This window comes from Butyricicoccus intestinisimiae (genome assembly GCF_018918345.1).
Taxonomy (GTDB): Bacteria; Bacillota; Clostridia; order Oscillospirales; family Butyricicoccaceae; genus Butyricicoccus_A; species Butyricicoccus_A intestinisimiae.
Genome location: NZ_JAHLQI010000005.1, coordinates 89,914 through 110,077, shown reverse-complemented (window position 1 = coordinate 110,077; position 20,164 = coordinate 89,914). Strand labels below are relative to the sequence as shown.

Annotated in this window: 18 protein-coding genes; 10 read left to right on the top strand and 8 right to left on the bottom strand. The window is 50.8% G+C overall.

Features of this window, described 5'->3' with window-relative positions; all coding sequences use genetic code 11:
- Positions 1 to 2: 2 nt before the first annotated feature.
- The 3 genes from KQI75_RS10110 to KQI75_RS10100 all read right to left on the bottom strand — a co-directional run bounded on the left by KQI75_RS10110 (position 3) and on the right by KQI75_RS10100 (position 2,128).
- Entirely contained in the window at positions 3 to 1,112 is a 1,110-nt protein-coding gene (locus KQI75_RS10110; RefSeq protein ID WP_330655560.1) for an AI-2E family transporter, read from the bottom strand.
- A 101-nt stretch (positions 1,113 to 1,213) separates the two neighbouring features.
- Positions 1,214 to 1,429, bottom strand: coding sequence for a hypothetical protein (locus KQI75_RS10105; RefSeq protein ID WP_216470679.1), 216 nt, complete (start codon positions 1,427 to 1,429; stop codon positions 1,214 to 1,216).
- 111 nt (positions 1,430 to 1,540) lie between these two features.
- Positions 1,541 to 2,128 (bottom strand): GDSL-type esterase/lipase family protein, encoded by a 588-nt coding sequence (locus KQI75_RS10100; RefSeq protein ID WP_216470678.1) that lies wholly within the window; start codon positions 2,126 to 2,128, stop codon positions 1,541 to 1,543.
- A gap of 287 nt (positions 2,129 to 2,415) precedes the next feature.
- On the opposite strand from KQI75_RS10100, the gene KQI75_RS10095 reads away from it, so the two are divergent.
- On the top strand, positions 2,416 to 2,763 hold the full coding sequence (locus KQI75_RS10095; protein ID WP_216470677.1) for a hypothetical protein: 348 nt from the start codon (positions 2,416 to 2,418) through the stop codon (positions 2,761 to 2,763).
- A 108-nt stretch (positions 2,764 to 2,871) separates the two neighbouring features.
- Here the strand turns inward: KQI75_RS10095 and KQI75_RS10090 are convergent, their stop codons facing one another.
- The gene (locus KQI75_RS10090) at positions 2,872 to 3,705 is read right to left on the bottom strand and encodes a purine-nucleoside phosphorylase (RefSeq protein ID WP_216470676.1); all 834 of its coding nucleotides are present in this window, start codon (positions 3,703 to 3,705) and stop codon (positions 2,872 to 2,874) included.
- Positions 3,706 to 3,885: 180 nt separating this feature from the next.
- Here KQI75_RS10090 and KQI75_RS10085 point away from each other — a divergent pair, with 180 nt between their 5' ends.
- Together KQI75_RS10085 and KQI75_RS10080 are read left to right on the top strand one after the other, a co-directional pair.
- Positions 3,886 to 6,669, top strand: a complete 2,784-nt coding sequence (locus tag KQI75_RS10085; protein WP_216470675.1) for a DNA methyltransferase — start codon at positions 3,886 to 3,888, stop codon at positions 6,667 to 6,669.
- A 113-nt stretch (positions 6,670 to 6,782) separates the two neighbouring features.
- Positions 6,783 to 8,936, top strand: a complete 2,154-nt coding sequence (locus tag KQI75_RS10080) for a Tex family protein (protein ID WP_216470674.1) — start codon at positions 6,783 to 6,785, stop codon at positions 8,934 to 8,936.
- Between the two features lie 55 nt (positions 8,937 to 8,991).
- Here KQI75_RS10080 and KQI75_RS10075 read toward each other — a convergent pair whose 3' ends face one another.
- Together KQI75_RS10075 and pdxR are read right to left on the bottom strand one after the other, a co-directional pair.
- Positions 8,992 to 10,440: an aminoacyl-histidine dipeptidase gene (locus KQI75_RS10075; RefSeq protein WP_216470673.1), complete on the bottom strand. Its 1,449-nt coding sequence runs from the start codon at positions 10,438 to 10,440 to the stop codon at positions 8,992 to 8,994.
- A gap of 73 nt (positions 10,441 to 10,513) precedes the next feature.
- Positions 10,514 to 11,926: a MocR-like pyridoxine biosynthesis transcription factor PdxR gene (gene pdxR / locus KQI75_RS10070; protein ID WP_330655559.1), complete on the bottom strand. Its 1,413-nt coding sequence runs from the start codon at positions 11,924 to 11,926 to the stop codon at positions 10,514 to 10,516.
- Between the two features lie 122 nt (positions 11,927 to 12,048).
- Between pdxR and pdxS the strand changes: the two genes are divergently transcribed.
- Positions 12,049 to 12,921: a pyridoxal 5'-phosphate synthase lyase subunit PdxS gene (gene pdxS, locus KQI75_RS10065; RefSeq protein WP_216470672.1), complete on the top strand. Its 873-nt coding sequence runs from the start codon at positions 12,049 to 12,051 to the stop codon at positions 12,919 to 12,921.
- A gap of 1 nt (position 12,922) precedes the next feature.
- Positions 12,923 to 13,480: a pyridoxal 5'-phosphate synthase glutaminase subunit PdxT gene (gene pdxT / locus KQI75_RS10060; RefSeq protein ID WP_216470671.1), complete on the top strand. Its 558-nt coding sequence runs from the start codon at positions 12,923 to 12,925 to the stop codon at positions 13,478 to 13,480.
- Positions 13,481 to 13,537: 57 nt separating this feature from the next.
- Here the strand turns inward: pdxT and hisB are convergent, their stop codons facing one another.
- Entirely contained in the window at positions 13,538 to 14,125 is a 588-nt protein-coding gene (hisB, locus tag KQI75_RS10055) for an imidazoleglycerol-phosphate dehydratase HisB (RefSeq protein WP_216470670.1), read from the bottom strand.
- 68 nt (positions 14,126 to 14,193) lie between these two features.
- Positions 14,194 to 14,493 (bottom strand): hypothetical protein, encoded by a 300-nt coding sequence (locus tag KQI75_RS10050; RefSeq protein ID WP_216470669.1) that lies wholly within the window; start codon positions 14,491 to 14,493, stop codon positions 14,194 to 14,196.
- A 173-nt stretch (positions 14,494 to 14,666) separates the two neighbouring features.
- Here KQI75_RS10050 and KQI75_RS10045 point away from each other — a divergent pair, with 173 nt between their 5' ends.
- The 5 genes from KQI75_RS10045 to hydG all read left to right on the top strand — a co-directional run bounded on the left by KQI75_RS10045 (position 14,667) and on the right by hydG (position 19,925).
- Positions 14,667 to 15,254 carry a TetR/AcrR family transcriptional regulator gene (locus KQI75_RS10045; RefSeq protein WP_216470668.1) on the top strand — a complete coding sequence of 196 codons (588 nt, stop codon included), beginning with the start codon at positions 14,667 to 14,669 and terminating at the stop codon, positions 15,252 to 15,254.
- A 150-nt stretch (positions 15,255 to 15,404) separates the two neighbouring features.
- Positions 15,405 to 16,937, top strand: coding sequence for a sodium/proline symporter (locus KQI75_RS10040; RefSeq protein WP_216470667.1), 1,533 nt, complete (start codon positions 15,405 to 15,407; stop codon positions 16,935 to 16,937).
- A gap of 311 nt (positions 16,938 to 17,248) precedes the next feature.
- Positions 17,249 to 18,025 (top strand): sporulation initiation factor Spo0A C-terminal domain-containing protein, encoded by a 777-nt coding sequence (locus KQI75_RS10035; RefSeq protein WP_216470666.1) that lies wholly within the window; start codon positions 17,249 to 17,251, stop codon positions 18,023 to 18,025.
- Positions 18,026 to 18,245: 220 nt separating this feature from the next.
- Positions 18,246 to 18,494, top strand: a complete 249-nt coding sequence (locus tag KQI75_RS10030; RefSeq protein WP_216470665.1) for a TM1266 family iron-only hydrogenase system putative regulator — start codon at positions 18,246 to 18,248, stop codon at positions 18,492 to 18,494.
- 15 nt (positions 18,495 to 18,509) lie between these two features.
- Positions 18,510 to 19,925, top strand: coding sequence for a [FeFe] hydrogenase H-cluster radical SAM maturase HydG (gene hydG, locus KQI75_RS10025; protein WP_216470664.1), 1,416 nt, complete (start codon positions 18,510 to 18,512; stop codon positions 19,923 to 19,925).
- The last annotated feature ends 239 nt before the right edge of the window (positions 19,926 to 20,164 follow it).

Here is a 20,164-nt window from a genome sequence, read left to right as displayed (position 1 = left end):
CCTCAAGGGGAACTTTTTTTGCTTTCTCTGCTGCGCACGCTGTTTCGGAGCAGGGTGTACAAAACGGTTGTAATGGGCACACCGAGCAACATGCCGACCACACCGCCGATTTGTCCGCCGACGGTAATCGCCAGCAACACCCAAATGCCCGGCAGTCCCAATCTTCCGCCGACCACGCGCGGATAAATAACATTGTTTTCCACCTGCTGCAAGATTACAAAGAAGATCAGAAAAACAAGCGCCTTCCACGGTGCAATCATAAACAGCAAAATCACGGCAACCACGCCGCCGATATACGCGCCCAAAATAGGAATCATCGCCGTGACGCCGACCGTAACACTGACAGCGCCGGCGTATTCCAATCCGAGTATCAGCATGCCGACAAAACACAAGCTGCCCAAAATAATCGCTTCGGTTGTCTGCCCAATCAGATAATTGCGGAAGCAGTCCACAATGACACGCACAACGCTGTGCGTCTGTTCGTAGGTCTGTTTCGGCAGATATGCGCGCAGCACGCGGTTTCCCTGTGATAAAATCCGTTCTTTGCCCGCCAGCAAATAGACAGAAAAAGCGATGCTGATGGCGAGTGTTCCCAACGCCTGCAGCATGGTTCCTGTGACGGATAAAATATGCGGAACCACCGCCGCATCCATTTTTCCAAGTCCTGCATGTGCCAAGTCAATCAAATTGCTCAAGTCAATGCGCTGCACGCCGAGCGGTATGGTGATGCGGTCCAGTTCCTGCTGCAAATTGTTCAAATACGCATCCATATTCAAGGCAAAGGTGCGCACACTGTCAATCATCTGCGGAATGACAATGCCGACCACCGCCGCAAGCAGCGCAAAAATAAACAGATAAGCACCCAGAATGCCGACCGCTTTGGCGGACTTCTCGCGCCAGTTTGCCTTTTTTGTCAAGGCATTTTGTATCAGTTTGCTCGGCTGATTGAGCACGAACGCAATCATGATACCCAGTAAAAAGGTGCGGAACAGCTGTGCAATACTGGAAATACCCCGCAGAATCATTCCGCTGCATAAGAGCAGCAACAGCCCCGCAATAAGTATTGTTATCCACCAAATAGATCCCCGATGTTTTTTGTCCAACGGATTCACCGTCCTTTCTGTATATAGTATACCCGTGAAAAAAACAAAAGTCCCGCAATGGGGACTTTGTTTACAATTCTATGAAAAATTTTAACACATATCTAGCAAATTCAGCCTGCTTTTGCACGCAGACGGTCATTTTCCGCCTGCTGTTCTGCCAGATCATCCATCAGCTTCATAATGCGCTGCTTATAGTAATCGGATACTTTTTCAATCATCTCGCAGGTCTGTGCTCTGTCATAGCCGCCAAACAACGTTGTCGGAATGGACAGTTTCATGCTTCCGTCCTCGTCGTACGAAACATAGGTTTCTATCGGGTTGCGCATGCTCGGTTCCTCCTTTGTGCTCTCTTTTTCTCTGTCTGTATCATACCAAGCCTGCGTAAATTTTTCTCCCCATACAATGTAAAGTTTTTGACATGTCCGGTAAAGTTCCCATCAGTTTGCCTGAGGATATAAGAGCGGTCTTGCGATGCGCGCCATAATCGCATGACCGCGTTCGTTGGGATGAATGCCGTCGGAGAAATAACGCTGGTATCCATCCGCTGTATATTTTGGAAATTCACGGGCAAAATCTAAGCACAGCCATCCATTTTCCTTCGCATAACCGCGAATCCAATCCGCCAGCTGCTCCAAATTCTGCGGCAGCGTCCGGATGCCCGGATAGTACGGCGCCCAATCGTTTTCCAGCAGCATATCATAGTCCGGCATCACACAGATTGCCGGAACCACGGCAATGCCGCGCATCGCCGCGCGGTCATACATGGTCTGCAAACGGTCTATGACCGCGCCCAGCCGCTCACCCTCGCTCAGATCATTGACACCGCCCATGATGACCACACGCTCCGGCTGCTCCCGCACGACATGGGCGGAAAACCGGCGCAGCATGCCCGCCGTCGTGTCGCCGTCAATGCCGTGATTGATATTCTTTCCGCGGTGCAGCAGTTCCACCCAGCCTTCTCCGCTGGAAACGCCGTATCCCCGCGTGATGCTGTCTCCGAGAAAAACGGTCTTTTTTTCCTTCATATCCATCCTCTTTTCTTCATCCACTCGAATTTTCGATGTCTTTTCTTGTCACTATGCACAAATGTGCAAAATAAACTTTGTACTTTTGTTCAAATGTTACATTGTTGAATTTGCGCTAAGATTGTGCTATACTAAATGTAACAAAAGAAATCTTTGAAATCTTATACATCTGTCCTTTCACTACGCATACGATTCCATTTATTCTGTGCGTCTTTTGACGAGCAGATTTATAAGATTTTTATGTTTCCGCATGTACTGTTTATTCGGTCTGAAATGAGGTGCTTTCCATGTTACAGCTTAAGACTCCCCTTTCTCCGGCTGAATCTGATCTGCTCCTCAAATGCCTTTCTGATATGGAAAATGATTTGAGAGATCGCCGGACTTGTTCCAAGCAAGATCTTGCCAAACAAACGACCATTGCTTCTGCGAAGCAAAAAGTCGCATCTCACATCTATGACAGCTTTTATCGAGATGAAATCACGCACATGGTCTTTGCTCTGGACTCTCTCACGAGAAAATACCGTGAACAGCTGACGGAAAACATTCCGCCGGCACAGGCAGAAACCGTCGGAGCAGAACTCCGCACGGCTGCCATCGTTCTCTCTAAGCTCAAGCGTGCAAATCCACAGAAATAAGCCTGTTTCAGAACATTTTTTGTTCTATGCCCTCCTTTCTTGCGCAGGTTTTCCCCCCTCCTGCGCAAAGGCGCATCTGTCTTTCCCCTGACAGATGCGCCTTCTTTTTTATATACTCTTGGCAATTGCCACAATCGACTGATAGACCAGCTTTTCAAACCGCGGCGCCACGAGATCTGCATTCTGCTGCACTTCTTCATGCAGCAGCGGCCCGCCGGTCATACCCGCTGCCATATTGGACACGCAGGAAATGCCGCACACGCGCATACCCATATGCCGCGCCGCAATGACTTCACAAGCGGTACTCATGCCGACGGCATCGCCGCCCAGCGTGCGAACCATGCGAATTTCCGCAGGAGATTCAAACTGCGGCCCCGGCAGCTGAACATACACGCCCTCTTGCAGTGGAATATCCTCTTTTCTGGCTGTATTGCGAATGATGCCGCATAGCGTCTTGTCATACGCTTCGGTCATGTCCGGAAAACGAACGCCCAGCTCGTCCATATTCGCGCCGCGCAGCGGAGATGGAATAAACGACGAGATTTGGTCACGAATCAGCATAAAATCGCCCGCATGGAACGACGCATTGACGCCGCCGGAAGCGTTGGTAACCATGAGAATTTCTGCGCCCATCAGCTTCATCAGGCGAATCGGCAGCACAACGTCTGCGATTTCATAGCCCTCATAATAGTGCACACGTCCCTGCATAATGACCACCGGAACGGCACCGACATAGCCAAAGACGTACTGTCCCTTGTGTCCCTCCACCGTCGAGGTCGGGAAGCCTTCGATGGCGTGATAGCTCACAGTCTGCACGATGCGAATGCGGTCAGCGAACGCGCCCAGACCCGTGCCCAGCACCAACGCAAATTTCGGCTGAAAATCCGTCAGCGCCCGCAGGCTTTTATAACATGTTGTCAGTTTCTGATAAACAGGATTCATGTGCTCACATCCTTCTGTGTTGATATATATTTAGTATAGCACATTTTATGGATAAGAGAAAGAACATTCATTCCCCATATTTTTCCCTTCACCGTTCTCGGATAAAGCCGAATGATTTGCCCTTGCCAAGAGGAAAAATAGTCGGTACAATATATGTATCTTTATAGAAGGGATGATGACATGACAGCGCAGGAACAGCGTGCCGCCGCACGCAAATTTGCTGAGGACTGGAATGGACGCGGTGACGAAAAGCAGGATACACAGGTATTCTGGATTGCGTTATTGCAGCACGTATTCGGTGTGGAACGTCCAACTGAGTTCATTCAATTTGAGAAAACCGTGCAATTGAGCCACAAAAGTTTTATTGACGGATATATTCCACAGACAAAAGTTTTAATTGAGCAAAAAGGCAAGGACATCAAGCTAAAGCATGCCTATCGGCAGTCGGATGGTTCTTCCCTCACACCATACCAGCAGGCGCAGAGATATGCAGGCTATTTGCCATATGAAGAACGTCCACGCTGGATTATTGTCTGTAATTTTCAGGAATTTAATTTATACGACACCAATTATCCAAACGGAGAGCCGGAAGTTATTCGTTTGTCCGACCTAGAAAAAGAATATCATCGGCTGGCATGCATTGTGAACGAAAACAGTAAGGCGGTCAAAAAGGAAATGGAAGTCTCCATCGCCGCCGGTGAAATTGTCGGCAAGCTGTACAATGCCTTGCTCCGTCAGTACAACAATCCGGAGGATGAGGAAAGTCTAAAAAGTCTGAACGTGCTGTGTGTTCGTCTGGTATTCTGCTTATATGCGGAAGATGCAGAAATATTTGGTTCCCGCAACATGTTTCTGAATTACCTACAAGAATTTGACACGCGGCACATGCGGAAGGCACTGATTGAATTATTTCAAGTGCTGGACACCAAACCAGAGGAACGCGACCCATATTTAGAGCCGGAGCTTGCCGCTTTCCCCTATGTCAACGGCGGATTATTCGCCAAAGAGGACATTGAAATTCCGCAGTTTACAGAGGAAATTTGCGAATTACTGCTCGAAAAAGCCAGTGCGGATTTTGATTGGTCTGACATTAGCCCGACCATTTTCGGTGCGGTATTTGAAAGCACACTGAATCCGGAGACCCGCCGAAAGGGCGGTATGCATTATACCTCAATTGAGAACATTCACAAGGTCATTGACCCGCTGTTTCTCGATGATTTACGCGCAGAGCTGAACGAAATTCAGCAAATCCAAGTAGATAAAACGCGAAAACAAAAACTGGAAGCGTATCGGGACAAGCTGTCTCAGCTGACATTTCTCGATCCCGCCGCGGGAAGCGGAAATTTTTTGACGGAAACCTATCTGTGCCTGCGCCGTTTGGAAAATCAGGCATTGCGTCTCCTGTCCGACCAGTTGGTCATGGGCGATACCATCAACAATCCGATTAAAGTCTCGATTCAGCAATTTTACGGCATTGAAATCAATGACTTTGCTGTGACAGTCGCTAAAACGGCTCTCTGGATTGCGGAAAGTCAGATGCTCAAGGAAACTGAGGATATTATCAGCCACACCATTGATTTCCTTCCGCTCAAGTCCTATGTCAATATTGTGGAAGCAAACGCCCTCCGCATGGATTGGGAAACCGTTGTCCCGAAAAATCGCCTGAATTATATCATGGGCAACCCACCGTTTGTGGGCTACTCTTTACAGAGTAAAGAACAAAAGTCTGATATTCTTTCTATTTATATTGACGAAAAGGGCAAGACATATAAAACTGCCGGAAAAATTGATTATGTCTCTGGCTGGTACTGGAAAGCTGCTCAGCTCATGCAAAATACAACCATTCGCACCGCATTTGTATCTACCAACTCAATTACCCAAGGAGAACAGGTTGCAGGTGTTTGGAAACCGCTATACGACCGTTTTGGTATCCATATTGATTTTGCGCATCGAACATTTATCTGGGATAGCGAAGCGAATATGAAAGCCCATGTGCATTGCGTCATTGTCGGCTTTAGCTGTGCTGTCAACGAAAAACCTCGTATGCTGTTTACCGGAAACCGAATGCAAATCGTAAATAATATCAATGCTTATTTAATTGATGCTCCGGATATATTCATCACTAATCTTAACAAACCACTTTCAGTTATCCCCGAAATGACTACGGGAAATCGTCCTGCTGATGGTGGGCATCTTATCATCGAAGATAATGAATACGAAGAATTTATTTCTTCTGAACCAAATGCCAAAAAATATATTAAGCGTTTAGTTGGATCTACCGAATTTATTAACAATAAAAAGCGTTGGTGTTTATGGCTGGTTGGCGTTTCCCCCATTGAGTTGCGAAAAATGCCAAAAGTTATGGAACGCATTGAATTGTGCAGACAAGACAGACTATCTGGTGCAGCAGATAGGCAAAAATTAGCATCAACTCCTTCGTTGTTTAGAGAAACTAAAAATCCTCAAAGCTTTATTTTAATGCCTAAAGTAAGTTCTGAAAAAAGAAAGTATATTCCAGCCGGATTTCTTGACGAGAATACAATATCTACAGACTTGAATTTTATTATTCCAGAAGCTACTCTATATCATTTTGGTGTTCTTGAGTCCAACATTCATATGGCGTGGATGCGCTCCGTATGCGGAAGATTAAAAAGCGACTACCGCTATTCTGCCAATATTGTCTACAACAACTTCCCTTGGCCGGATGCAACGGATGCGCAGAAGGCAAAGATTGAACAGACGGCGCAGGGCATTTTAGACGCGAGAGCCTTATATCCCGACAGCAGTTTAGCGGACTTATATGACGAACTGACCATGCCGCCGGAGCTTCGCAAGGCACACCAGAAAAATGACCAAGCAGTTTTAGCGGCTTACGGCATCAAGAAAGGTGATGCCGCTTATTCCAGCGAAAGCGCTTGTGTCGCGGAGCTGATGCGCCGGTATCAAGCCTTGACGGAGACGTAATTTTGACTTACTGAATGGTTTCCCTCTCAGGCACGTCTGCACGATTTGCCCTTGCCAAGAGGAAAAATAGTCGGTACAATATACGGAGTATTCTAACATTGGAAAGGACTCCTATGAACATTACTGAAACGCTCGCGCAGGAGCTGAACCTGCGCCCAGAATATGTGGAAAACGTCATTTCCCTGCTCGACGAGGGCAATACCATCCCATTCATCGCGCGATACCGCAAGGAAATGCACGGCTCGATGGACGATCAGGTCATTCGTCAGCTGTCCGACCGCGCGACCTATCTGCGCGGCTTGGAAAAGCGCAAAGAGGACGTCATGCACGCCATTTCGGAGCAGGGCAAGCTGACCGATGCGCTGAAAAAATCCATTGAAAGCGCCGATACACTGACGGCTGTTGAGGATTTGTACCTGCCATTCCGCCCGAAGCGCAAGACGCGCGCGTCTGCCGCCCGTGCCAAAGGCTTGGAGCCGCTGGCAACCCGCCTGATTGTTGGCACCAAGCAGTCGGTCGAAGAACTGGCACAGGAATTCGTGTCCACAGAGCAAGAGGTAAACACGTGGCAGGATGCTTTATCCGGCGCCATGGATATTCTCGCTGAAGACTGCTCGGTCAACGCGGCGCTGCGCGGCCATCTGCGCGCACTGATTCGCAACACCGGTGAGCTGGTTTCCTCCGGCAAGGAAGTAGAAAAGACCGTCTATGAAAAATACGGCGCATTTTCCAGCCCGATTCGCCGCATCCAGAGCCATCAGGTGCTTGCGCTCAACCGCGGCGAACGCGAAAAGCTGCTCAAAGTGGAGCTCGTCTGTGACGACGAATCAGCATTGCAGCTGATTTGCCGCTCCGTATTCCGCAAGCCGCATCCATATGAAAAGCAGCTGACCGAAATGGCACAGGATGCTTGGAAGCGTCTGTTATTCCCGTCTCTCAGCCGCGAAATCCGCAAGGAACTGACCGACACGGCAAACGAACAGTCTATTGCAACCTTTGCACTTAATCTGCGTCCGCTGCTCATGCAGCCGCCAATTAAAAACCATGTCGTACTCGGCTTTGACCCCGGCTACCGCATGGGCTGCAAGCTAGCCGTTGTCGATGCGACCGGCGCGGTTTTGGACACCGCTGTCATTTATCCGACCATGTCCAAAAAGTCGATTCCGGAAGCCAAGCAAACCATGCAGCGCTTGTGTGAGAAAAACAATGTCACCTGCATTGCGCTCGGCAACGGCACGGCGAGCCGCGAATCCGAACAATTCTTGACAGAATTCATCCGTGAAAGTGGCCTGCCAATTCAGTACATGGTTGTCAGTGAGGCGGGCGCTTCGGTTTACTCCGCATCCAAGCTCGCCGCGCAGGAATTTCCGGATTTTGATGTCAATCTGCGCTCTGCGGTATCTATCGCCCGCCGGTTGGAGGACCCGCTCGCAGAGCTGGTCAAAATTGACCCGAAGGCCATCGGCATCGGACAGTATCAGCATGACATGCCGCAGGCACGCCTGTCGCAGGCGCTGGACGGCGTTGTCGAGGACTGTGTAAATGCCGTCGGCGTCGATTTGAACACTGCCTCTCCGTCTCTGCTCGAACACATCGCGGGCATTTCTCCGGCAATTGCCAAGAATATTGAGGCATATCGTCAGGAAAACGGCGCGTTTACCTCGCGCAAGCAGCTGCTCAAGGTTGCCAAACTCGGCCCCAAGGCATTTGAACAGTGTGCAGGCTTCCTGCGCGTCGCAGAGAGCAAGGAAGTCCTCGACCGCACCGCGGTACATCCGGAATCGTATCCGGCAGCAAAGACGCTGCTGTCTCTGTGCGGCTACACGGAGCAGGATGTTGCCGAACGCCGGTTGTCTGATTTGAACGACCGCATCAAAAAAGAGGGCAAATCCCAGCTGGCACAGCGCTGCGGTATCGGCGTGCCGACCTTGAACGACATTGCAGCAGAGCTGCAAAAGCCGGGCCGCGACCCGCGCGACGAGCTGCCTGCTCCGCTGCTGCGTTCTGCAGACGTCATGACGCTGGGTCAGCTCAAGCCGGGCATGGAGATCGTCGGAACCGTCCGCAATGTGTGTGATTTCGGTGCTTTTGTCGATATTGGCGTGCACGAGGACGGTCTGGTTCACATTTCCCAGCTGTCCGACAAGTTTGTCAAGCATCCGTCCGACATTGTCAGCGTTGGAGACGTCGTGAAAACTGTGGTGCTGTCTGTGGATACAGACAGAAAGCGCATCAGTCTTTCCATGCGCGGCATCAAGCAGCATTAAATTTTCATAAAAAATGAGGGAGAGCCGCTTTGGCTCTCCCTTTTGCTTTGCTTTTTTACTTGCACGCCTTGAGGACGCCAAGAATAAAGTTCCACGTGCGCTGTACCGACGGAATGGACAAGCGCTCGCGTGTCGTGTGAATTTCTTCAATGTCCGGTCCAAACGAGATGGCATCCAAGTCCGGCAGCTTGCCGGCAAGCAGACCGCACTCCAGACCCGCGTGAATGGCTTGAATTTTTGGCGCTTCGCCGTATTGCTCGGTGTATACCTGCGTCATAATGCGGCGCAGCTTAGATTCCTTGCGGTATTCCCAAGCCGGATACTCGCCGTTAATTTCTGCGCCGCCGCCATAGCGCGCCATCAGGTCAGCCAGCTGTTCCATCAGTGCGTCCTTTTCCGCATTGATGGAGCTGCGCACAGAGAACGTCATATGCACGCCGCGGAAGTCGGTCTTTAAGATACCCAAATTCAACGATGTCTGCACCAGACCTTCGATTTCCTGACTCATCGCCTGTACGCCGTTGGGCAGCTGACTCATGACAGCCAGTGTATTTCTGCGGCAGTCTCCGAACATGACCTCATGGCTATCTATGCCGATTTCCTGCACGGAAACGGCAATTTCCGGATCGTTTTCGCCGAACTCTTCTCTCCATGCGTTCTGGGTCTTTGCGGCATACGCACACAGCTCCTCCAAATAATCCGGAGAGATAATCATATCCGCTGTGCTTTCGCGCGGAATTGCGTTGTCCTTGAGGCCTCCATCCACGGTACACAGCGCATACGGATATTCCTTGTCCAGCTCGTTCAGGAATCGTCCGAGCAGGACATTGGCGTTCGCTCTGCCCTTGTCAATTTCCGTGCCCGAATGACCGCCGCGCAGGCCGTGAATCTTGACCGTGACGCGCAGACCTTTTTTGACACTCCACATCATCGGAATCGAGCAAGATACCGTTGCGCCGCCCGCGCAGCTCGTGAGCAGAACGCCTTCTTCTTCCGAATCAATATTGAGCAGACGGCGGCCGCCAATCTGTCCCAAATCAATGGATGCCGCGCCGAGCATGCCAATTTCTTCATCAACCGTCAGAATAACTTCGAGCGGCGGATGCTGGATGCTGGCATCATCGAGAATCGCCAGCGCATACGCGACAGCGATGCCGTCATCGCCGCCCAGTGTCGTCTGATCTGCCCAAACCCATTCGCCATCGGTTTGAAGGCGCAGACCTTGTTTTTCCATATCCAAATCGCAGTCCGGTGTTTTCTCGCACACCATATCCAGATGTCCCTGCAAAATGACAGGCTGGGCGTGTTCCATGCCCGCAGACGCCGGTGCAAATATAATGACGTTGTTGTTTTCGTCCTGTATATAGCGCAGACCGCGCTGTTCTGCGAATTTCACACAGAAATCGCTAATCGCCTTTGTGTTGCGCGAGCCGTGCGGAATTGCACACAGCTGCTCAAAAATTGCAAACACACCTTCCGGTTGCAGCTTATTCAAAACAGACATTTTGATTCAACTCCTTTTGTTGTATGCTCTATCATACCACGTTATGAGAAAAAGGGAAAGTATCTTGTATGTTCTATCCGCAGCAGGCGTACAGCCGCTTGCAGATTTCCTCTGCACGGCTGACTTCCAGCGAAGAAAAGTTCATGACATAGATATTTTGCACGTGTTCCGGTGCATCTCCATAATAATATGCAGACAGCGGCACAAGCTTGATGCTCTTGGAACGCGCCCGCGCAATGACGGTTTCCTGCGGGACATCCGTGCGCAGCGTCAGCAAAAAGTGAAAGCCTGCTTCCGAGCCGGAAATCTCCGCCATGTCCTGCAGTCTGCTGCTGTGCAGTGCTTCGAGAAACATATCCCGTTTTTTCCGGTAATGGCTGCGCAGACGATTGACATGCGATTCAAATTTTCCTTCTTCAATAAAGCGCGCCAGCGTGTATTGCTCAAAATTTGAGACTGTGCACGAATAAAAAGACAGATTCTCATAGAACGGTTTCAACAGCGGCTGCGGCAAAATCATATAGCTGATGCGCACGGTTGAGCACAGCGTTTTCGTAAATGTATTCATATAAATGACTTTGCCGGACATGTCAATGCTGTGCAGCGTTGGAATCGGCTGACCACTCAGGCGCAGTTCGCTGTCGTAATCGTCCTCGATGATATACCGTCCGTCTTTGCGCGATGCCCACGCGAGCAGCTCATACCGCCTGCTGATTGGCATGACAATGCCGGTCGGGTACTGGTGTGACGGCGTGATATGCACAATATCCGCTCCGGCGCGTTCCAGCTCCGGCACCTGTACTCCCGCCTCGTCCATGGAAATGCGCGCACACGGTACATGATAGCTGTTATAAATGCGTTCCGGCTTGCGGTAGCCGGGATTTTCCACGGCATACATGCGGTCGCTGCCGAGCAATTGAATGAGCAGCCCATATAAATACTCGGTTCCCGCGCCAATGATAATCTGCTCCGGCCGCACAGACATGCCGCGGAAGTCCTTGAGATACTGCGCAATGCTTTCGCGCAGCGCAAAAATGCCGCCGCACGGCGAATTTGTCATGAGCTGTACGCGGCTGTCGTTGAGAATTTCCCGAATCACCTTTGACCAGATTGTAAACGGAAACAGGTCAGAAGACGTTTGGTTGCTGGAAAAGTCGGCGAAATACGAGCTGTCTCCGCCGGTGAGCGGGATTTTCTCCTCGGAAAATGCCGGTATCTCTTTTTGCGGCTGTGCAGTCAAATTGCTGAAATCTGCGACATAAAACCCGCGTTTTGGGATGGAATAGATGTATCCCTCTGCAATCAATTGTGCATATGCGTTTTCTACGGTAACGACACTGACGCCGAGGTTGGACGCAAACGTGCGCTTGGACGGCAATCTCTCTCCCGGCTTGAGCGTGCCGTGCAAAATATCTCGTTTGATGCTTTTGCACAGGTAAGCATACAGCGAATCTGACCCGCTGTTCATGAGATTATAGGTAATCACAGCTGCTCCTTTCTGCAAACTGACCTGACTGAATATCTTCAAATTGAGCATTTTCTTCATGCCACAACAGCATTATACTGGGTGACATCCAAAAAGTAAAGACCTTGAGGAGGTTCATCATCATGGAAAACAGATACCAGTTAAATAAAGAGTTGGCACAGATGCTCAAGGGCGGCGTTATTATGGACGTCACCACACCGGAGCAGGCAAGAATTGCCGAGCAGGCAGGCGCGTGCGCAGTCATGGCACTGGAGCGCATTCCGGCGGACATCCGCGCAGCGGGCGGCGTGTCGCGCATGAGTGACCCGAAGATGATTCGCGGCATTCAGGAGGCTGTTTCCATTCCGGTCATGGCAAAGTGCCGCATCGGTCACTTTGTCGAGGCGCAGGTGCTCGAAGCGATTGAAATCGACTACATTGACGAGAGCGAAGTGCTTTCTCCGGCAGATGATGTATATCACATTGACAAGACCCAGTTCAAGGTACCGTTTGTATGCGGTGCACGCGATTTGGGCGAGGCGCTGCGCCGCATTGAGGAGGGCGCATCCATGATCCGCACCAAGGGCGAGCCGGGCACCGGCGACGTCGTACAGGCGGTTCGTCACATGCGCGCCATGAATGCAGAAATCCGCCGCGTGCAGAATCTGCGCGCAGATGAGCTGTTCGAGGCAGCCAAGCAGCTGCAGGTACCGGTAGAGCTGCTGCGTTATGTGCATGAAAACGGCAGACTGCCGGTTGTCAACTTCGCAGCAGGCGGCGTGGCAACACCGGCGGATGCTGCGCTGATGATGCAGCTGGGCGCAGAAGGCGTGTTCGTCGGTTCCGGTATCTTTAAGTCCGGCAATCCGGAAAAGCGCGCCGCAGCCATCGTGCAGGCTGTCACCAACTACACCGATGCCAAGCTGATTGCCAAGCTGTCTGAAGATCTGGGAGAAGCTATGGTCGGCATCAACGAAAGCGAAATTGCCCTGCTGATGGCGGAAAGAGGCAAGTAATATGGCAGTAGGCATTCTGGCATTACAGGGCGCATTTGCCGAACATGCCGCCGTGCTGGACAGACTCGGTGTGCCGCATTTTGAAATTCGGCAGAAGCGGGACTTGGAACAGCCGATGGACCGGCTGATTCTGCCGGGCGGCGAGAGTACCGTCATGCGCAAGCTGCTCGGCGAACTGGATTTGTTCGAACCGCTCAGACAGCGCATTGCGGACGGCATGCCGGTATTTGGCACGTGTGCAGGGCTGATTTTGCTCGCCAAGCAGGTGGACGGCGGCACGCCGTGCTTTGCAACCATGGATATTTCCGTCAAGCGCAATGCCTATGGCAGACAGCTCGGCAGCTTTCGCACCGCGCAAACCTTTGGCAAGCTGGGCACGCTTCCCATGACGTTTATCCGCGCGCCGTATATCGCGGCTGTGCACGGCGATGCGCAAATTTTGGCATCGGCAGACGGCAACATTGTCGCCGCGCAGCAAGACAAACAGCTCGTCACGGCATTTCATCCGGAATTGGATGAAAGCACGGCGATTCATGAATATTTTCTGCAAATACAGTAATGCAGACACAAAAAAATGCTTCTCTATGCGCTAGAGAAGCATTTTTAATTTCCGTTTTTACAGCGTGCCCTTGGTGGACAGCACATCCGTAATGCGTTCGTCATACATGGTTGCAGCGTCCAGCGCTTTGGCAAACGCCTTGAACATCGCTTCCATGATATGATGATTGTTGGAGCCGTACAGCACCTTGATATGCAGGTTCATCGCAGCGCCATACGATACGGCATAGAAAAACTCTCGTGCCATTTCGGTATCCATATCGCCGCAGCGATCCGCCGTAAACTCGCCGTCAAACACCAGATACGGACGGCCGGACAAATCTACCGCGCACAGCACCAGTGCTTCATCCATTGGCAGAATGCAGGAGCCATAGCGCTTGATTCCCTTTTTATCGCCAACCGCCTCGCGGATGGCGTTACCGAGGACAATGCCGGTATCTTCGATGGTATGATGACAATCCACCTCTAAATCCCCTTTTACCTTGAGGTCAACGTCAAACAACCCATGGCGGGTAAAGCCATTCATCATATGATCGAAGAACCCAACGCCGCTGTCAATATCGGCCTTGCCAGTTCCGTCCAAATTCAGCGCCAGCTTGATTTTGGTTTCGTTTGTATTGCGTTCTATTGTGCTCGTGCGTGCCATACAGGAAGCCTCCTTGAGATAAAACTGGTTTTATTATACCAGCCCTTTCGGCATCGCGCAACAGCTTGTCATTCCGAGATGGGGAAGCCGGTCAGAGGAAACAGCTGGGCGCCAATGTTCATATCCAGCTCCAGCATGCCATCCTCCAGCACGCCCTGCGCGTGAAACGGAACCTCCTCTTCTCTGAGCCAAACGGTTCCGTAAAAATCTCTTTTGTCATCCATGATATATCCATCTGTGATGTTGGTTCCCCGCCCCATCATCGTGATATGTCCCGTCAATCCGCATTCGGTCTGACATAAATCCAAGGTTCCGGACAGCAAACCAACCGGACTGTCAAAGAAAATATTGTATTTTTCCATCGTCATTTACGCCATCTCCTCTCTCCTTATGTAATATATATATTTATATTACTTGTTTTTTTGAGTAACTGCAAGAAACTTTTTGTAAACAACTCACCTGTATTTGTAAACTTTCCTCTTGTCTAACCGGATTTTCGTGCCGTATAATAGAAACAAAAAAGAAACAGGAGGTCTGCTGCATGGCAAAAAAGGATGCCCGCAACACCAAAGGGCGCATCGTCGATGCCGCATGGTCGCTATTTTACGAAAAAGGATATGAGGGGACAACAATCGAGGAAATCGTCGAGCGTTCCGAAACATCCAAAGGCTCTTTCTACCACTATTTCGACAGCAAGGACGCCTTGCTCTCCTCCCTCTCCTACTTGTTTGACGCCAAGTACGAACAGCTCATGCAAGACATGGATCCGGAGATGAACAGCTTTGACAAGCTCATGTATCTCAATCACGAGCTGTTTCTCATGATTGAAAACAGCGTGCCGATGGATCTGCTCGCGCAGATGTATTCCTCTCAGCTCATCACCTACGGAGACCGCCATCTGCTCAATCAGAGCCGCACCTACTACCGCGTGCTTCGCCGCATCGTCATCGAGGGACAAAACCGCAGGCAGCTGCGCACGGACGTTTCCGTCAATGAAATCATCAAGGCTTATGCGATGCTCGAGCGGGCGATGATATATGACTGGTGTATCTGCAACGGAGATTACTCTTTGTATCAGTATTCCGGTACAGAACTCCCGTTGTTTTTACGTGCGTATAAAGCCCAATAATTCGATTGTTTCTCACGCATTCTGCAAACAGTGCGTTTTCTTTTGTGCGTGTAGTACAAACTTTATTCTAGTATTCGTTCTATATTTCCGTTTGGTCTTTTCTATGCTAGAATAAAAAGGTATGATACTTTCACAAAAGGAGTACGAAACATGTCTAACGTTATCATTGTCCTTGCGATCGTTGTTTACCTCGCAATGATGCTGTACATCGGTTTCATTATGTCCAACAAGAATAAGAACACCGATGACTTTTACTTAGGCGGCCGAAAGCTCGGACCGCTGGTTACCGCCATGAGCGCGGAAGCCTCTGATATGAGCAGCTGGCTGCTCATGGGTCTGCCGGGCGTTGCCTACTTAACCGGCATCGCAGATGCCACTTGGACGGCAATCGGCCTTGCCATCGGCACCTATCTCAACTGGCTGCTCGTGGCACGCCGTATTCGTGTGTACACCCACACCACCAATTCCATCACGATTCCGGACTTCTTCGCGGATCGCTACGGTGACAAAAAGCACATTCTTTCTTCCGTTGCCGCTGTCATCATCATCATTTTCTTCATTCCGTACACTGCTTCCGGCTTTGCTGCCTGCGGCAAGCTGTTTAATCAGCTGTTCGGTGTGAACTACATGCTCGCCATGATTGTCAGCGCGGCAATCATTGTCGGTTACTGTGCACTGGGCGGCTTTTTGGCGGCCAGCACCACGGATTTGATTCAGTCCATTGTTATGACGATTGCCATTGTAGTCGTTGTTATCTACGCAACACATATGGCTGGCGGCATAGACGCCGTGCTCACCAACGCGCGTGCGCTGCCTGGCTATCTGAGCCTGACCAGTGTATATGATCCGGAGTCCGGTTCGGCTTCCGCTTACGGCGCACTGACTTCGTTCTCCATGCTGGCATGGGGTCTCGGCTACTTTGGCATGCCGCACGTTCTGCTGCGCTTCATGGCAACCGAGGACGACAAGAAAATCAAGACATCCCGCCGTATTGCAACCGTATGGGTTGTGATTTCCATGGCTGTTGCCGTATTTATCGGTATTGCCGGTCTGGGCATGACCAAGGCTGGCGCACTGCCGGTACTGGCTGATCCGGAGCGCATCATCATTACTGTTGCACAGCTCATCAGCAGCCACGGTGTTCTCGCCGCTGTCATCGCCGGCGTGATTATGGCAGGCATTCTGGCAGCTACCATGTCCACAGCGGACTCTCAGCTGCTCGCCGCCTCCTCCAGCTTCTCGCAGAATCTGCTGCAGGATCTGTTCGGCATCAAACTGACCCAGAAGCAGAGCATTCTGGCAGCTCGTCTGACCGTTGTTGTCATCGCGATTATCGCGGTATTCCTGGCACGCAATCCGGACAGCTCGGTATTTAAGATTGTATCGTTTGCTTGGGCAGGCTTCGGCGCAACCTTCGGCCCGATTGTTCTGCTGGCACTATTCTGGAAGCGTTCCACCCTGCAGGGTGCGCTGTCCGGTATGGTTGTCGGAGGCATCATGGTATTTGTCTGGAAGTTCCTGATTGCACCGATTGGCGGCGTCTTTGGCATTTATGAGCTGCTGCCGGCCTTTGTTCTGGCGCTTCTGGTTAATGTCATCGTCAGCCTCGCTACACCGGCTCCGGACGCAGATGTTCTTGCGACCTTTGACGAAGTAAACGCACGTCTGGCAGGCAAAAAATAACTTCACATTGTACAAATCTCCTGATTTTTCAGGGGATTTGTTATTTTTTCTCATCTTTGTCGAATTGGCTCGATAATCTGAGTCTGTTGATTCTCGTCATTTTTAATGCAAAGAAACAGTGCTTAAATGCAAGCAATTCGCCAATTTTTTACGGAAATGTACAACAAATTACAAAGAATTTGACGCAAGTATTTTTTGTCGATGCGGCATTTTCCGTGATTTTTTTGTACAACTCCGTTCTTGTTCCATTTTTTAAATTCTATTATAGTATACGTAACGAACAATAAACATTTAAAAAAGGGGATTTATTTATGTTATCGCTCACTCGTATCCTGATTGCATCCGATGATTCTGTGTTCACCCGTGCACTCTCATCCGCAATCGAGTCCTCAGCACAACTGTCAATCACCGGTATCTATTCTTCCGGCGATGGATTAACCGATACGATTCTACACGAACAGCCGGACGCCTTGCTGATTGATCTGATGATTCCCGGCATCAACGCCTTCTCGCTGCTCAAGGAGCTGCACGATTTGCCGGCGGAACAATGTCCCGCCATCTTCGTTCTCTCCTCCTTCGCCTCGCCGCATACGGTAGCGGAATGTGACCGGCTGGGTGTCAGCTTCTTTCTTCGCAAGCCCGTCGACCTGCAGGCTCTTGTAGAACTGATTACGCGATACGGCTGCGTTCCGCGGCGGTTTTCGTCGGACAGCCAGCAGCCCTCCGCGCACGATATCTCGCGCCGCGTCACCCAGATTATCAGCAGTCTGCAATTGCCAGCTCATGTCGCCGGTTACCGCTATGCCCGAGAGTGCATTCTTATGACGCTGGAAGATCCTTCTGTAGCGGATTCCGTCACCAAGATTTTGTATCCGGCTGTCGCACGGAAATATCACACGACATGGACCAGCGTAGAACGAGACATCCGAAACGCTGTGGAAATTGCTTGGAAGCGCTCCGGCGGGCGCATGGCCGGCTTCAGCTCGATGCGCCGCCCGCCAAATCGCGAGCTGATTCTAACCATTGCAGACCGCGTGCGCTATGAGCTGCATCTGGACAATCATCGGGAACTCGCGGACGAGGCATAACTCCAACATTTTCTCATGTACTTTTTCGGCAATCTATGGTATAGTTATGGTATCATTGGTGCGCAGACGGAAGCCCGCTTCCCACTGCAAACCGCTGCTGCCTGCACATGGACTGCCCCGCAAGATGGATTCTCACGGGAAAGACGGATGTGAACAACAAGCTCGTTGCATCCCTGCGCAGACGCGCAGGGATGTTTTTTTTGATCAGGAGGAATGTATCATGGAAGAAACCCGCGTTGCGATTCTCGCCATCGTTGTAGAAAGTCCGGAACACATCGATCAGCTCAACGAGATTCTGCACGAGTATCGAGACTACATCATCGGCAGAATGGGTCTGCCGTATGAAAAGCGCCACATCTCGCTTATCAGCGTTGCTGTGGATGCACCGGCTTCTATTGTCAGTGCAATGTCCGGAAAAATCGGTATGCTGGACGGTGTGACGGCAAAATCCGTTTATTCCAAGCTGTAAGAGAGGGAAATTACTATGTATAATGTCATGTCGCCAAAGGCTGAGGAATTCATCAGCGATGAGGAAATCCGTGCCTGTCTCGCCTACGCAGAAAAGAACAAAAACAACCGCGCGGTCATCGAACAGATTCTCGAAAAGGCCGCCAAAATGAAGGGCATCTCGCACAAAGAAGCGCTCGTCCTGCTCGACTGTGAGTTGGACGATGAAAATGAGAAAATTTATACGCTTGCCCGCAAAATCAAAGAGGAATTTTACGGAAATCGCATCGTCATGTTCGCGCCGCTGTATCTGTCCAACTACTGCATCAACGGCTGTGAATACTGTCCTTATCACGCCAAAAACCACCATATTCCGCGCAAAAAGCTGACACAGGATGAAATTCGCCAAGAGGTTATCGCGCTGCAGGACATGGGACACAAGCGTTTGGCGCTGGAAGCCGGCGAAGATCCGATTCACAACCCGCTGGAGTATATTTTGGAGTCGATTCAGACCATTTACAGCATCAAGCACAAAAACGGCGCGATTCGCCGCGTCAACGTCAACATCGCCGCAACAACCGTTGAAAACTATCGAAAGCTCAAAGAGGCAGGCATCGGCACCTATATTCTGTTTCAGGAGACGTATAACAAAAAGTCCTATGAACAGCTGCATCCGTCCGGTCCGAAATCGGATTATGCCTATCACACCGAGGCCATGGATCGCGCCATGGACGGCGGCATTGACGATGTCGGCTTGGGCGTGCTGTTCGGTCTCAACAACTACCGCTATGATTTCACCGGCATCATCATGCACGCAGAGCATCTCGAAGCCTACAAGGGCGTCGGCCCGCACACCATCAGCGTTCCGCGCGTGCGCCGCGCCGATGACATTGATCCAGATGTCTTTGACAACGGCATTTCCGACGACACCTTTGCAAAAATCGTCGCCTGTATCCGCATCGCTGTTCCGTACACCGGCATGATTGTCTCCACCCGCGAGAGTCAGGCAAGCCGCGAACGCGTGCTGCATTTAGGCATCTCACAGATCAGCGGCGGTTCCCGCACAAGCGTCGGCGGCTACACCGAGCAGGAGCGTCCGGAAGATACCACCCAGTTTGAGGTCGATGACCGCCGCACACTGGATGAAGTCGTGCACTGGCTGATGGATCTCGGCTATGTACCGAGCTTCTGCACGGCATGCTACCGCGCCGGAAGAACCGGTGACCGCTTCATGTCTCTGCTCAAGAGCAAGCAGATTGTGAACTGCTGTCATCCGAACGCTCTGATGACGCTCAAGGAATATCTGGAGGATTACGCGTCTCCGGATACCCGCGCCGTCGGCGAAGCGCTCATCCAAAAGGAGCTGCGCACAATCCCGAATGAAACCGTACGGGAAAAAGCAACAGCATACATCGAAAACATCCACGAAGGTCAGCGCGATTTCCGCTTCTGATTTTCAAGCATATTCCAGTCCCGCAGGCGCGCCGTCATGTGTCTGCGGGATTTTTTTACTTTTGCATGATTGCCGTCACGCCGTGCAGAAACGCGTTGCACCATCCGGCACGTTTTTATGCAAAATGCCCGATTTATTTTGTAACTTCTCATTTTCTGGGCTTTTTCTGGTTGATTTTATTGCAAATTCTTATATCATGCGGTAAAATAGAACCAACACGATCTATGTTGTTTTCGTAC